The sequence below is a fragment of the Commensalibacter melissae genome (assembly GCF_003691365.1).
GTDB lineage: Bacteria > Pseudomonadota > Alphaproteobacteria > Acetobacterales > Acetobacteraceae > Commensalibacter > Commensalibacter melissae.
In genome coordinates, this window is record NZ_CP033087.1 from 1,612,849 (window position 1) to 1,628,159 (window position 15,311).

The 15,311-nt window shown below is 41.1% G+C and carries 12 protein-coding genes; all 12 read left to right on the plus strand.

The genetic code is table 11. The features are described from left to right. The first annotated feature begins 2 nt into the window (after nt 1-2). Genes D9V35_RS07340 through ftsA form a run of 12 tightly spaced genes read left to right on the plus strand, consistent with a single transcriptional unit; the run spans nt 3 to nt 15,246 of the window. Complete coding sequence (locus D9V35_RS07340; RefSeq protein ID WP_122123951.1) at nt 3-1,958, plus strand: peptidoglycan D,D-transpeptidase FtsI family protein; 1,956 nt, start codon at nt 3-5, stop codon at nt 1,956-1,958. A 16-nt stretch (nt 1,959-1,974) separates the two neighbouring features. Next, nucleotides 1,975-3,441 carry a UDP-N-acetylmuramoyl-L-alanyl-D-glutamate--2,6-diaminopimelate ligase gene (locus tag D9V35_RS07345; RefSeq protein WP_122123952.1) on the plus strand — a complete coding sequence of 489 codons (1,467 nt, stop codon included), beginning with the start codon at nt 1,975-1,977 and terminating at the stop codon, nt 3,439-3,441. After that, nucleotides 3,438-4,829, plus strand: coding sequence for a UDP-N-acetylmuramoyl-tripeptide--D-alanyl-D-alanine ligase (locus D9V35_RS07350; RefSeq protein WP_122123953.1), 1,392 nt, complete (start codon nt 3,438-3,440; stop codon nt 4,827-4,829). The genes D9V35_RS07345 and D9V35_RS07350 overlap by 4 nt, the downstream gene beginning before the upstream one ends. Continuing rightward, nucleotides 4,829-5,920, plus strand: a complete 1,092-nt coding sequence (gene mraY / locus D9V35_RS07355) for a phospho-N-acetylmuramoyl-pentapeptide-transferase (RefSeq protein WP_122123954.1) — start codon at nt 4,829-4,831, stop codon at nt 5,918-5,920. The genes D9V35_RS07350 and mraY overlap by 1 nt, the downstream gene beginning before the upstream one ends. 1 nt (nt 5,921) lies before the next feature. After that, complete coding sequence (murD, locus tag D9V35_RS07360) at nt 5,922-7,316, plus strand: UDP-N-acetylmuramoyl-L-alanine--D-glutamate ligase (protein WP_122123955.1); 1,395 nt, start codon at nt 5,922-5,924, stop codon at nt 7,314-7,316. 10 nt (nt 7,317-7,326) lie between these two features. Beyond that, nucleotides 7,327-8,493 carry an FtsW/RodA/SpoVE family cell cycle protein gene (locus tag D9V35_RS07365; RefSeq protein ID WP_122123956.1) on the plus strand — a complete coding sequence of 389 codons (1,167 nt, stop codon included), beginning with the start codon at nt 7,327-7,329 and terminating at the stop codon, nt 8,491-8,493. After that, nucleotides 8,490-9,596, plus strand: a complete 1,107-nt coding sequence (gene murG / locus D9V35_RS07370; RefSeq protein WP_122123957.1) for an undecaprenyldiphospho-muramoylpentapeptide beta-N-acetylglucosaminyltransferase — start codon at nt 8,490-8,492, stop codon at nt 9,594-9,596. The genes D9V35_RS07365 and murG overlap by 4 nt, the downstream gene beginning before the upstream one ends. 23 nt (nt 9,597-9,619) lie before the next feature. After that, entirely contained in the window at nt 9,620-11,032 is a 1,413-nt protein-coding gene (gene murC / locus D9V35_RS07375) for a UDP-N-acetylmuramate--L-alanine ligase (protein WP_122123958.1), read from the plus strand. A 17-nt stretch (nt 11,033-11,049) separates the two neighbouring features. Beyond that, nucleotides 11,050-12,009 (plus strand): UDP-N-acetylmuramate dehydrogenase, encoded by a 960-nt coding sequence (gene murB / locus D9V35_RS07380; RefSeq protein ID WP_122123959.1) that lies wholly within the window; start codon nt 11,050-11,052, stop codon nt 12,007-12,009. After that, nucleotides 11,999-12,952 (plus strand): D-alanine--D-alanine ligase, encoded by a 954-nt coding sequence (locus D9V35_RS07385; RefSeq protein ID WP_110438471.1) that lies wholly within the window; start codon nt 11,999-12,001, stop codon nt 12,950-12,952. The genes murB and D9V35_RS07385 overlap by 11 nt, the downstream gene beginning before the upstream one ends. Continuing rightward, nucleotides 12,940-13,827: a cell division protein FtsQ/DivIB gene (locus tag D9V35_RS07390; RefSeq protein WP_162988611.1), complete on the plus strand. Its 888-nt coding sequence runs from the start codon at nt 12,940-12,942 to the stop codon at nt 13,825-13,827. Before D9V35_RS07385 ends, D9V35_RS07390 begins: the two co-directional genes overlap by 13 nt. Before the next feature lie 48 nt (nt 13,828-13,875). Beyond that, nucleotides 13,876-15,246 (plus strand): cell division protein FtsA, encoded by a 1,371-nt coding sequence (gene ftsA / locus D9V35_RS07395; protein ID WP_162988612.1) that lies wholly within the window; start codon nt 13,876-13,878, stop codon nt 15,244-15,246. Nucleotides 15,247-15,311 lie beyond the last annotated feature (65 nt).

Sequence of the window (15,311 nt, forward strand, 5' to 3'; positions counted from 1 at the left end):
AAATGATAAATTATGGAAAAGGTTCACAAAAAGGTCAACCTTATAGACAATCTTTTGAAAAAAGAAAAAAAAATCAAAAAAAAAAAATTAATACCTATCAAATAGATAAAACCAGACTTCGCTTATTTATCACAGCATGCGGCTTCTGCGTCATTTATGGCGCGGTTATGCTAAAATTAATTTTCGCAACCATCATAGCACCTTTGCCCCCTCAAAAACAGCAAATCGCTCCCCAGGTTCCCCCAATTCCAATTAGCGATCCAAAAGGAACCATTGCTGGAGATTTTTCGTTACCTCAAATCCACAGAGCCTCTATTATTGACAGAAATGGACAGATTTTGGCCATTTCTCTCCCCGTGGCACAGTTATATGCAAATCCTGTCGAAATTATTGACCCTGACAATGTTGCTCAAAAACTGAAATCCATTCTTCCCAATCTTAATCTTGAAAAAACCACTCAAAGACTCTCGTCTAAAAAACAGTTTGTTTATATAGCTCGCGATATTTCTCCAAAACAGGAGATTGATATCAATAACCTTGGCATTCCAGGAATTTATTTTGAAAGTGGCGAACGCAGACATTATCCACTAGGACGATTGGCGGCCCATATTCTCGGCAGCGTGGATATTGATGATCACGGTATTGCAGGTATTGAAAAATATCTTGACCAGCGCTTGATGAATGATCATTCCTCTTTACGATTATCCATTGATACGCATGTTCAAACCGCGGTACAAGAAGAAGTGGAGGCAGCGATGCAAACTTTTCAGGCAGAAGCTGCATGCGGTATTATCATGGATGTTCATACCGGGGAAATTCTGGCAATGGTGAGTTTACCCGATTATGATGCAAATTTTTTCAATAAAGCCCCCCCAAATCAAAGATTCAATCGCGCCACAAACGGGATGTACGAACCTGGATCAACCTTTAAACTTCAAAACGCAGCTATGGCTTTGGAGGTTGGCGGGATACATATTTGGGACCGTTTTGCAACAGCACCAGTCAGGGTGGGTCGCTTTACCATTCACGACTTGAAAACAGATCATTTTGCTCCCTATCTTTCCTTACCTGAAGTATTGGCCTATTCCTCAAACCCTGCATCTGCACACATCGCCCTTGATGTTGGGGGAGAAAAACAGCGTGCCTGGTTACAAAGAATGGGTTTTTTAGCACGCGTTCCAATTGAACTACCCGAAGCAGGTCGTCCTTTGGTGCCTTCTGCCAGAAATTGGGGAATATCCACCATCATGACTGTCGCCTTTGGTCACGGTATCGCACAATCCCCTTTAGCCATTGTTCGAGGAACCGCGGCAACAGTGAATGACGGTTACCTGATCAGGCCCACTCTATTATCAAGACAGGATGAAACAATGCCTCCGGTAATTATTGATCCAACCTCATCTAGAACTGACATACCTGATGGAGAAAAAGTTATTTCCGATAAAAATTCCCTTATTCTAAGGAAAATACTTCGTTTAGATGTTACACAGGGAACGGGCAAAAACGCAGAGGTTCCAGGTTATTTTGTAGGAGGGAAAACTGGTACCAGTGAAAAAGTGGGAAAAGGTGGGGGTTATTTAAAACATGTCAATGTATCAGCCTTCACTGCTGTTTTTCCGATGAACAATCCCCGATATGCTGTCTATGTCATGCTGGATAGTCCAAAGCCAACCAAATTTACCCATGGCTGGACAACAGCCGGATGGAATGCGGCACCAACCGTATCCAAAATCATTGCACGTATTGGACCCATGCTTGGATTATTTCCAGATATAAAGAACGCCGGAAGGATAGATAATGAGTTATCCATTCCTTTACGTCCTGCAGTTCCTAGAGGAGTAAAAGCTCTCGGTCCAGGAAATGATCCGGGCGATCCTCGCCTTAATCGACAAACAAAATCCGCATTAAAAACAAAATCTAGACACAAAAATATATCATCCTCTTCCCCTTCAGAATAATCAGTTTCATTTTACCATGATTTCACTTGATACATTACGATCCTATATCAATATTCCCGATTATTTCCCCAATCATGAAATAAGGGGAATTGCACTGGACAGCCGGAAAGTGCAAAAAGATTTTCTTTTTGCCGCTTTGCCTGGAAATCAGCTTGATGGACAAGCATTCATTCAACAGGCCATTGAAAATGGAGCCAATACGATTCTCTTGACCAATGGGTCAAACATGGATTTGCCGAGCCAGTGCGTTCCCATTTACTGTGATAATCCCCGTCAAGTGATAGCAAAAATAACTTCCTTATTTTACCCGAAGTTACCCCATCATAAAATAGCGGTTACAGGTACAAATGGCAAAACAAGCACCGTCAATTTTGCCAGACAGTTATGGGAACTGGAAAATCTGAAATCCGCTTCAATTGGCACTTTGGGCGTTCTCAATAATGCTGGCTATCATTATACAGGACCGATATTAACCACACCTGACACTATTATTTTACATGAAATTATGCAAAATCTTGCCAAAAAACATGTAACACATGTTGCCATGGAAGCATCTTCACATGGATTGGCTCAATACCGGCTTGACAATATTGAATTAGAAGCGGCAGCTTTTACAAATCTAACCCGGGATCATCTGGATTACCATCACAGTTTTGAAGCATATTTTCAGGCAAAACAAAGATTATTTACAGATATATTACCATCAAATGCCATTGCCGCATTGAACAGTGATATGAATGCATCCGTTCTTGAAACATTATTAAATATAATAAAAAAAAGAAAACAACAATTGAGACTGGTTGGCATCAAAGGAAATTTTTTGCGTCTAAATCATGTTAAACCCTTACCCCATGGTCAGGAAATAACCTATAAAACAGCTTCAGGAAACCGTGTTACAACAACCCTTTCTTTACTTGGACGTTACCAGATAGATAATATTCTACTTTCTATGGCACTTATCGCAAAAGATTCTGAACATCTTGAATCCCTTGTTCCTCTACTTCCCAAACTAAAAGGCGTGAAAGGACGCATGGAACAGGCTGCCATCTTACCAAATGGGGCAACTGTTTATGTTGATTATGCCCATACACCTGATGCCTTGACCCATCTTTTACAATCTTTGCGTCCACATGTTCATCATGAGTTATATATTATATTTGGGGCAGGTGGGAACCGTGACAAAGGCAAACGCCCTCTGATGGCTCTTGAGGCGGGAAAATATGCAGACCATGTCATTATTACGGATGATAATCCCCGACATGAAAATCCCGCACTGATCCGTAATGAAATTAAAAAAGGTTTTCCACGGGCCGTTGAAATCGCTGGCAGAGAAGAGGCCATTGCACAAACAGTTAAAAAACTTCAACCTGGCGATATTTTAGTTATTGCTGGTAAGGGGCATGAACAAGGTCAGATTATCGGGAATATTATCCATCCTTTTGATGATGTAAAAATAGTACAGAAATATATGAGATATTTATGACATTCCTTTGGAACGAAACTGATCTTATCCAGGCCACTGGAGGTACCTTATCCATTCATCAGGCCATACATGGAACGGGTGTCTCCATTGACACCAGAACCTTGCGACCCGGGGATATCTTTATTGCCATTAAAGGTGAAAATAGCGATGGTCACGACTATATTCAACAGGCTCTTGCCAATGGAGCATCTTGTGTCATTGTCACGCATATTCCTTCCCAATTCAACAGTCAATTACCCTTTTTAATTGTCTCGGATACTTTTCATGCCCTTACAAAAATGGGGATTTATGCCAGACAGCGTTTTCATGGAAAAGCCATAGCGATCACTGGAAGTGTCGGTAAAACCACAACAAAGGAAATGCTTAAAAACGCTTTGCAGCCTTTTGGAAAAATTCATGCTGCCGAAGGTTCATATAACAACCATCTGGGCGTTCCTCTCACTTTGGCAAGACTTCCCTCTGATGCCGACTATTGTATCAGTGAAATTGGCATGAACCACAGTGGCGAAATAGCCCCCCTTGCTGCCATGGTTAAACCTGACATAGCAATTATTACTACGGTATCATCCTCCCATCTTGGATTGATGAAAACCCTGGATGCAATTGCCGAGGAAAAAAGCCAGATTATCACCGCTCTATCAAAAAACGGCATCCTTATTCTGCCTGAAACAGTTTATGATTTCACTTTATTTGAAAAACGAGCAATGCAATATCATGTTCATCTTTACAGAACAGGTTTATCAGAAAAGGCTGATTTTCAAATCCAGTCCATAAATCTTGGTGCAGATTATTCAATCTTCAAATTTAAAACAGTTAATGAAATCTTTTCCGTCTCTCTTGCGTCTCCCGGGCAACATCTCATTCATGATGCCTCCCTTGTACTCGGTGCAATATTCTCCTTGAAACTCGATTTGCAACAGGCAATTACCGCCCTGCATCAATTTACAGCTGGGTCAGGACGAGGAGAAATCTTACCTTTGATAGATAAAACAGGAATTCTTCTAGATGAAAGCTATAATGCATCAACCCTTTCAATTCAGGCCGCATTAAAAACCCTGACATTATTGAGTCCCAAACGACGTATCGCAGTTTTAGGGGATATATTCGAACTGGATGAATATAGCGAAAAGGAGCATCTCTCCTTGATTCCCAGTATTATACAGAATTCTGATCTTGTTTTTACTTGCGGCTCCTCAATGAAAATTGTATTTGATCAACTTCCCCGACCTATACAAGGGAAATGGTGTAAAAATGCAGAACAGTTAATCCCTTTCATTCATCAGCAATTGCAAGATCGAGACACTGTTCTGGTGAAAGGAAGTCATGGAATGCATATGGAAAAAATTGTTAGGGCGTTAACTCAAAAAATGAATCAAAGGAAAAATTAATGCTATATGATCTGATTATGCATCATGGGCTGGCCTATGCCTTTTTACTTAATCTTTTTCGTTATATAACATTTCGTGCTGTTGCCGCCTGTTTCACGGCTTTTTTCCTTAGCATTTGGTTGGGTCCCTATATAATAGCCAAACTTCACCAGATTCAGCGTGAAGGTCAGCCCATTCGTGCCCTTGGCCCGGAACGGCATTTGAAAGAAAAAGCAGGAACTCCTACTATGGGAGGAATTTTAATTTTATCCACTTTATTAATTTCAACGCTTTTATGGGCTGACCTGACCAACGGATTTATCTGGATCGTACTATTTGTCACCTTTGGATTTGGCCTGATAGGTTTTTTTGATGATTATAAAAAACTGGCAAAACATAACAGTGATGGATTAAGTAAACGCACACGTTTGGGCGGGGAATTTTTAATCTCACTGGTTGCAACTTATTTTTTACAACAACTGACCCCTTCAGGAATGGCCAATGATCTAGCGCTACCTTTTCTTAAAAATGTCCTTATTCCATTAGGCTATTTTTTCCCTCTTTTTGGGATGATTGTCATAAGTGGTTTTGGTAATGCGGTTAATTTCACGGATGGACTTGACGGGCTTGCCATTGTTCCAGTTGTTATCTCCTTTTTTGTTTTTGCGCTGATTGCCTATATTGTCGGAAATAGTGTTTTTACCGATTATCTACAATTGCATTTTATTCCTAAAACTGGGGAATTGGCCATATTCTGTGCTGCTGTCATAGGGGCAGGACTAGGATTTTTATGGTTTAACGCCCCTCCAGCTTCTGTTTTTATGGGGGACACAGGCTCTCTTTCATTGGGTGGCGCCATTGGATCTGTTGCCGTTGCCGTAAAACATGAGCTGGTCTTGTGTATCGTCGGCGGTTTATTTGTAATTGAAACGCTATCCGTCATTATTCAAGTCGCATGGTATAAAAAAACTAAAACAAGAATCTTTCTCATGGCACCTTTACATCACCATTTTGAAAAAAAAGGATGGGCCGAATCAAAAATTGTCATTCGTTTCTGGATTATTTCCATTATTTTAGGCATTATTGGTTTAGCAACATTGAAACTGCGTTAAAATGGATTTCCCAAAAGATTTATTCAAAAATAATCATTACGCCATTTTAGGGTTAGGTAAAAATGGCATTGCCGCTTCCCAACGTCTCTTGCAAATGGGAGCAACAATACAGATCTGGGATGATCAACCCAAAGCTCGTCAGCAAATCCCTGAAAAGTTAAAGCCCCATCTTGCACCTTTTAAAAACCTGGAAAATTTCAATGCCTTAATTTTATCTCCTGGTATTCCGCATTTTTTACCAAAACCCCACCCTGTTGCAGAACTTGCCCGGATGAATGCAATTCCAATTCTTTCAGATGCAGAGATTTTATATCAAGCTATCAAAAAATCAGGGTCCCGAGCACGTTTCGTGGCTATAACTGGCACAAATGGTAAATCAACGACCACAGTTTTACTAAACCATATTCTAACAGAAGCTAAAATACCATCTGTAGCAGGAGGTAATCTGGGACCGGCATCCCTATCCCTTCCATATTTGGAGAACGATGGTGTTTACATTCTTGAAATGTCCTCCTATATGCTTGAGCGCTTATCCAGTTTCAAGGCAGATATCGCATGCTTGTTAAATATTACGCCAGATCATATTGAACGGCATGGAGACATGAAAGGATACGTTCAAGCCAAATATCATATTTTTGATCATCAAAATCAACAGGATATGGCAATTATTGGAATAGAGGATGATTACTGTAAATCTATTGCGAAACGACTTGTCCAAAATGATATTCCGATTAAAAAAATATCTGGGAAAAAAGATATCAATGCCGATTTTTGGGTTGATCAGCATCTTCTGCAAGACAAGAAAGGCATTATTGCTGATTTAAATCAAGCAAGTCTTCTTCCTGGGCAACACAATGCACAGAATGCTGCGGCTGCTACGGCAATGGCCCTCGCTTTGGGCGTTGCACGGCAACAGATAGCGGAAAGTCTTAATTCTTTTAATGGACTTGCCCATCGACAGCGACCTGTCGCAACCATTGATTCAGTGACTTTTATCAATGATAGTAAAGCCACCAATGCAGATGCGACCTCGAAGGCACTTACCTGCTATAATAAAATCGTATGGATTGCTGGTGGATTGGCCAAGGCTAAAGGAATAGACGATCTTGCACCCTATTTTTCTAAAATAAAATTCGCTTTATTGATTGGTAAAGATGCACCACTGCTAGCAAAAACCCTAGATAGATATCACGTCCATTACCAGATTATTCACACACTTGATCAAGCAGTCCCTCTCGCTTTTGCATTTGCCAAACAACATCATATTCATACTGTAATTCTCTCTCCTGCCTGTGCCAGCTTTGACCAGTTTGATAGCTTTGAGGAAAGAGGGAATGTATTTATTCAACTTGTCAAGCAACTAGAAACATCATTCCGTCAATCCCTAAACGATTAGGAAATTTATCATGTCCAATATTTCCCGTCTCGATAATTCATTACTGGCACGATGGTGGCGAAATATCGATCATTGGATGTTGGGAAGTATCGGTTTGTTAATCGGGTTTGGCTATATTTTAATGCTGGCCGCCAGCCCTGCCGTTGCACAGAGAATTGGAGCATCACGAGACATGTTTATCTTTAAACAGATCATGTTCCTGAGCATTGCAGCCCTGATTATCATGGTTACCTCAATGCTGTCTGTGGAGGGGATAAAAAGACTTGGAATTATTGGAAGTTTTATCGCCATACTGGCAACCGCCTATACCCTTGTTCATGGTATGGAAATCAAGGGGGCCCGTAGATGGATTGCCTTACCAATGATGTCTGTCCAGCCTTCTGAATTTTTAAAACCCTGCTTTGCGGTTTTAACGGCTTGGTTTTTAACTCGTTGGAACAAGCGATTTTATATTCCTAATCTTCTCATAACTTTTATTTTTTATGGTGTTATCCTTTTCCTTTTAAAATCTCAACCCGATATCGGCATGCTTGTCGTAATTACCGCTGTTTTGCTAACCCAGCTTTTCGTAAATGGTCTCAACCTGTTTTGGGTATTTTCTGCTTTTGGGGCCATGATTGCCGCTTTTATCGGTGCCTATACCGTTTTTCCACATGTACGTTCTCGTGTTGAACGCTTTCTTCATCCCAATGTTGGTGATCATTATCAAATTGACACCGCTATGCGTGCGTTTGGAAATGGTGGAATGATGGGACGTGGACCGGGTGAAGGACGCGTGAAAGATCTCTTGCCCGATGCACATGCTGATTTTGTGTTTGCTGTTGCGGGTGAAGAATACGGAATGATTGTTTGCATGATTATTATTTTAATATTCTGTTTCATTGTTGTACGTTCTTTGTTAAAAATGATCAAGGAAGACAATCCTTTCATCATTTTGGCAACAACAGGCATCATTACCGGTTTTGGATTACAAGCTTTTATCAACATGGCCTCTACCCTTCACCTTATTCCAACAAAAGGCATGACCTTACCTTTCATCTCATACGGTGGTTCATCCGCCATGTCTGTTGCATTGGCCATTGGTATGGTGCTTGCTTTGACAAGACACAGGATAGAGGCCCCCAAATTTTCAAAAAATGGTTTCCAGCCATTCAGTAAGAGAAATTTAGTTCAATGAACAAACCTGCTATAGCCATTGCCGCAGGGGGAACAGGTGGTCATTTCTTCCCAGCCAAATCCCTTGCCCTACAGCTCACCAGACGAGATTATCCTGTGGTTTTTATGACGGATAAAAGGATTGAAGATCGAGAATTGGCTTCATGGCATGACATTCGTCAATTCGTTATTGATAGTGCTGGCATCAACAAAAAAACAATAATGAAAAAAATAGGCAATACCTTTTCCTTGATGAAGGGGATTATCGAGGCAAGAAAGATCCTGGTTCAGAATCACGTTTCTGCAATTGTCGGGTTTGGTGGATATCCTTCCATTCCGCCTCTTTTTGCCACACGATTATTGTCCAAAAAAAATAGACCTATCATCATTCTTCATGAAGGTAACGCAATTATTGGCAAGGCCAATGCCTTTCTTGCACCTTTCGCCACCAAAATAGCGACATCTTTTCCTGTCACGAAAGGACTTTCCAATTCTGATAAAATAGTAGTGACCGGTCTTCCCGTGCGACCTGATATCACCTCCCTTTATCCATCCGTTTATGAACCTCCTAAAGAAACAATTCATCTATTAATCTGGGGAGGATCTTTAGGAGCAAGAATTTTTGGTGAAATTGTTCCTTACGCTTTGGGAAATCTCTCTCTATCCTTACGTAAGAAACTGCGCATCACGCAACAGGTACGTCAAGAAGATATTGAAACAATAACCCGATATTATCAGAAAAACGAAATAAAAGCAAAGCTATCACCTTTTTTAACGAACATTGGAGATCTTTTGCAAAAAGCCCACCTAGTAATTGGCCGATCAGGAGGATCATCCACGGCAGAACTTGCCCTGACTAACCGTCCGGCTATTTTAGTTCCCTATCCCCATGCCGCCAACAAAGAACAGTATTATAATGCCCAAATTCTTGAGAAAGAAGGAGCGGCATGGTTGATTAATCAACCTGATTTTACTGTTGCAAACCTAACGCAATTAATTAATGATTTGTTCAGCCATCCAGAAAAATTGCAAAAAGCTGCCTTATCCCATAAAACTGCCTATCCCAATGCGGCAAAAAATCTGGCTGATTTAATAGAGCGATCTGTTGCAAATCTATCATCCTAACTTCATTTAACAAGAGCATTTTCATGAGATCCCTTCCTCTTTCAATTGGTATCATTCATTTTGTCGGTATTGGTGGTATTGGCATGTCCGGTATTGCTGAAACTCTACATTATCTAGGCTATCATATTCAGGGTTCTGATATTGCGGAAAACGCTAATGTGGAAAGACTGCGTAAATTAGGCATTCCGATCAAAATTGGTCATAGGGCGGAAAACCTTGGAAAAGCTCAGGTTGTCGTTGTCTCTTCTGCCATTAATAAAGATAATCCAGAGGTTATAGAAGCCAGGGCTCGTTTTATACCTGTTGTGCAAAGAGCGGAAATGCTTGCGGAACTTATGCGGTTACGCTGGTCAATTGCTGTGGGCGGAACTCATGGAAAAACAACAACTACAAGCCTTATCGCAACATTGCTCGAATATGCCAAACTTGATCCAACAGTTATCAATGGCGGAATAATTGAAGCATACGGTACCAATACAAGAATGGGATCTGGAGACTGGATGGTTGTTGAGGCAGATGAAAGTGATGGCTCCTTTCTTCGCCTCCCCGTTGTTATAGCAGTTGTTACCAACATGGATCCAGAACATATGGATCATTGGGGAACAGTCGAGGCCATGGAAGATGCCTATCAGCAATTTGTTTCCCATATCCCCTTTTACGGTTTTGCTGTCTTATGTATTGATCATCCCAGCGTCCAAAAAATGTTACCCCGACTTTCAGACCGTCGTCTCATTACTTATGGTTTTTCCCCACAAGCTGATGTGCGGGCGGAAAAGGTTATTATGGATAAGTTAGGAACAACATTTAACGTTGTCTTTACAGATCGGCAAAAACAGATCAATCGACATCTGGGTCCATTCCGTATTCCAATGCTCGGGCAGCATAATGTACAAAATGCCCTTGCCGCTATTGCCGTAGCCTTGGAAATGGATATCAGTGAAGACAACATTCGTTCTGCCTTTGCCGGTTTCAAGGGAGTGCAACGTCGTTTCACTCGTGTCGGGGAAGTCAACAAAATTACTATTATTGACGATTACGGACATCATCCCGTCGAAATTGCAGCGGTTTTGAAAGCTGCCAGACAGGCAACCACTCATAATGTCATTGCAGTCATTCAACCACACCGTTATTCAAGATTACAAAATTTATTTCCCGAATTCTGCTCCTGCATGAATGATGCCAGCACTGTCATTGTTTCTGATGTCTATCCAGCAGGAGAAACTCCTATTCCAGGTATCAATAAAGAGGCGCTTGTTGAAGGGTTGCGAGCGCATGGACATCAATCTGTCGTTGCATTGCCCCAACACGATCAATTGGCAGAAATGATTAATGCAATTGCCGAACCTGGAGATTTCGTTATCTGTTTGGGAGCAGGTTCCATTACAAATTGGGCCCATGCTTTGCCCGAACAATTAAAAGCCTTACAAAAAAAATGAAATAAAGGATAAAATTAATGTCTACGGGGCTTTTCACCAAAGAAGCAATTTCCGATTTATTACCCGAACTGAGGGGACGCGTAACCTACAATGCCCCGTTGAAAAACAGAAGCTGGTTTCGTGTAGGAGGTAATGCCGAAATCCTTATCAACCCCGCAGACACGGAAGATCTTGCCTATATTCTTAAAACAATGCCCTTGGAGTGGCCTTATTTTACCATAGGGGCCACCTCTAATCTTCTTATTCGTGACGGTGGGCTTCAAGGAATAAGTTTTCAATTGCGCAAGGGATTTCATGAAATTATTCCCGACCGTGAAGGACTTGTTGCAGGTGCAGCTTGTTTGGATATGACAATCGCGGAATATGCCGCCCAGCTTGGTTTAACAGGTATGGAATTCTTGAGTGGTATTCCCGGTAGTATTGGAGGGGCAGTCAAAATGAATGCAGGAGCCCATGGCTCCGATATTGCAACAATTATGGACTGGGCAGAAATACTTACTCGAAACGGAGATTTATTCCGTCTTTCCTCATCTGACCTAAAATTAAGCTATCGTCATTCTGTTTTACCACCCGATGGTATTGTCACTCGTGTAAGATTGCGGGGTAAACCCTGCAACAAAGATACCATACACAAAACAATGGACGAAATAAAAGCTCAACGCGAAAATTCACAGCCAATTCATTCAAGAACAGGTGGTTCCACTTTTCGCAACCCCTCACCGAATATTTCCTCTTACAAGGCCTGGGAACTTATCGATATGGTTAAAGGCAGAGGGCTTATCATGGGAGGGGCAAAAGTCAGTGAAAAACATTGTAATTTCTTAATCAATACAGGGGAAGCGACAGCTGGCGATCTTGAAAATTTAGGCGAGGAATTAAGAAAACGGGTTTTCAACGATTTTGGTATTGAACTTGAATGGGAAATAAAACGTATCGGAATACCTTATGCTCAAAGGGAAAATAAGTATGTTGGCTAAACGAGTAACCGTTCTGCGAGGAGGATTATCATCTGAACGAGAAGTCAGTCTGGCCAGTGGTGAGAATATAATCGAGGCATTGAATACGGCAGGCTATGAAGTAACGGATTTAATCGCCAACGATAATTTAAATGAAATTGTCAATTCACTGACCAAAAACCGTCCCGATGTTGTTTTTAATGCTCTGCATGGAAACTTTGGCGAAGATGGAGCCATTCAGGGTGTTTTGGAATGGTTGAATATACCCTACACCCATGGAAATATATGTTCCTCAGCAATCGCGATGAATAAAAAGATTACCCGTATTTTACTTCATGAAGCCGGTCTTCCGATAGCTAAAGGTAAATCTGTTCCTATCACGCTGTTGGATTCAGGGGATCCCTTTCCTGTTCCATATGTGGTAAAACCCATTCAAGAAGGATCATCTGTAGGTGTTCATATCATCCAATCAAACGATGCCAGTATCCGACAGAAACAACGTGAAAAAATCATAAAGGAATGGATCTTTGGTCAAGAGGCTCTGATTGAACAATTTATTCCAGGAAAAGAACTAACAGTCTGCGTGCTTGATGACAAAGCCCTTACCGTAACCGATATATCATCTGGAACAAATATTTTTTACGATTATAACGCAAAATATCAAGCTGGACAATCAACCCATACTGTCCCCGCGGTTATACATCCGCAAGCTTTTCAGACAGCGTTAGACTATGCGCAAAAAGCCCATAAGATTCTAGGATGTGATTCTGTTTCCCGCACTGATTTTCGGTACGATAATCACAATGAAACACAAGACCAACCTGGTGATTTGTATATTCTGGAAGTAAATACACAACCCGGCATGACCAAAACTTCTCTGCTGCCAGAACAAGCCGCCTTTTGTGGGATAACCTATCCCGAACTATGTTCACATCTTGTGGAAAAAGCAAAATGTCGTACTTAAAAAGGCGACCTAATCATCAGGATGATCGTCCCTCAAAACAAAAAATAGCCTATCGCCGTTTGAAGCGAATGCTTCGTCCCTTTTTCTTTCTTCTTATCATCCTTGGGCTTTTTATCGGGGGTGGATGGGCCATTTATAAGTTCGCATCGGAACAGGAATTTTCACTTTTCAGAACAAAAACAGCCAAACTTGTTCCAATGAAACTGGCTCATATCATTATTGATGGCTGTAAACTGACCACTGAATATGAAATAAAACAGGCCCTTGGTATCAATATTGGTGATCCGATCCTTAATTTTTCCATCAAAGATGCCCAGAAACGCCTAAATGGCCTAACTTTTGTCAATTATGCCGTTATCAAACGTCAATTACCAGATACTTTAATTGTCCACATTATTGAACGCAGTCCCTTTGCCGTTTGGCAAAACCAAGGAAAATTCAAACTTATTGATAAAAAAGGAAACATTGTCAACGATCAGGGAATGAATGGAAAAGATGGACAGGCTTTTTTAAAACTTCCCTTGGTTGTCGGTATTGGTGCAAATACAGCAGCTTCCGATTTGATCGACATTTTATCCGTTTATCCAGATATCAAAAATCGTATGGTGGCAGCCGTAAGAATCGGGAATAGACGCTGGAACCTAAATTTGAAGAATGGTACAATCATTTTACTTCCCGAAAATCAGGAAATTGCTGCCATTCAACGACTGATTCAATATGAAAAACAGTTCCAGTTACTGGATCGTCCCCTGAAACATATTGATTTGCGTCTTCCCGACCGCTTAATCATACTAAAAGATAAAGAACCGACACCACCCAATCCTGAAAATGATAATCCGGAACCCTCTAATGACAATGACGAAAAAACACCTTGATCAAATCTTTTCTGGTATAATGTAATTCTTGAGGAAATGGTTAAGTGCATGAAACAACTGAATTATAAAACAAGTCAAGGAAATTCCCCCAATCATGCAAAGCAGACCATCGCTATTGCCCGATCCAGGCAATTAGTAAAGAGTAATATATTTCCCCCTGACGACTTACCCGCGCAAAAACAATTTTTACCCGGTGTTTTCGGTGTATTGGATATTGGCAGTACAAAAATCACCTGTCTAATTGGACAGGGTAAATCCAACGGAAAACTAAAAGTTCTGGGATATGGATGGAGACGCTCTCATGGCGTAAAACAAGGTGGTATTATTAATCTTAAAAGTGCTGAACGTGCAATCCGTTCAGCCGTTGGACAGGCAGAAGAAGCAGCCGAGCGTCGGTTAAACAAAATTTATGTAAATCTTTCTGGCGGTAAACCTGACAGCCAGCTTTACAATATCGAATGGCCAATTGGCGGAAGAGAAATCACCAATCATGACATATACCGATTGGTTAACGAAGGAATTTTGAGAGCCCAAGTTGAAGGTCGTGAAATTATTCATGCCTTGCCTCTAAGTTTTAATGTTGATGAGACCGCTGGGGTTGAAGATCCCAGAGGACATCAATGTGAAATACTGAGTACAACATTACATATCATCAGCACTTCCGCCACATCCCTTAAAAATCTGGCAACTGTCTTAATGCGTTCTGAATTGGAAATTGAAAGCATCATATCCACCCCTCTAGCTGCTGGACTGGCAGTAATGGCACCAGACGAAAGAGATTTAGGCGCCACTATTGTGGACATGGGCGGCGGAACAACCTCTATTGGCATTTTCGGCGACAATCAACTTCTCTACACTTCACAAATTCCGATTGGTGGATCCCATATTACCAGGGATATAGCAGGTATTCTTTCAACCTCAATTGATACAGCAGAATGGCTTAAAACTAAATACGGCAGTGCTGAATATTCCTATAACGACGAATATCAGCAATTGCCCATTCAAATGATCGGTGACGATGATTACGAAATCATGACAAAAGTTCCGCTATCAAGAGTTATTTCTATTATCAGGCCACGGATAGAAGAAACACTTGAATTGATTCGAGACCGCCTGGATAATGCAAATATTGGCAAAGCAGCAAATGGCAGGGTTGTATTAACGGGAGGGGGTTCTTTACTTGAAGGACTCGGTCCCTTAGCAGCCCGTATCCTGAACCGTCAAATCCGCTTGGGAAAACCCAACAATATTATAGGATTACCCAATGATAGTACAACCTCGGCTGCCTTTTCTACTGCCGCCGGTTTACTCTGCTGGGCGGCTGGCGAGGGAAGAACCCTTGCAGATCTCGATTTCTCGAATAAAAAAAACAATGGTTTCCTTAAAAAAATAATTGAGTTTATAAGGATACACATATAAATATTTTCTTTGTATAATAGTAACTTTCCATTGTAACCTTACACATAGTTTACGAAATATCGGTT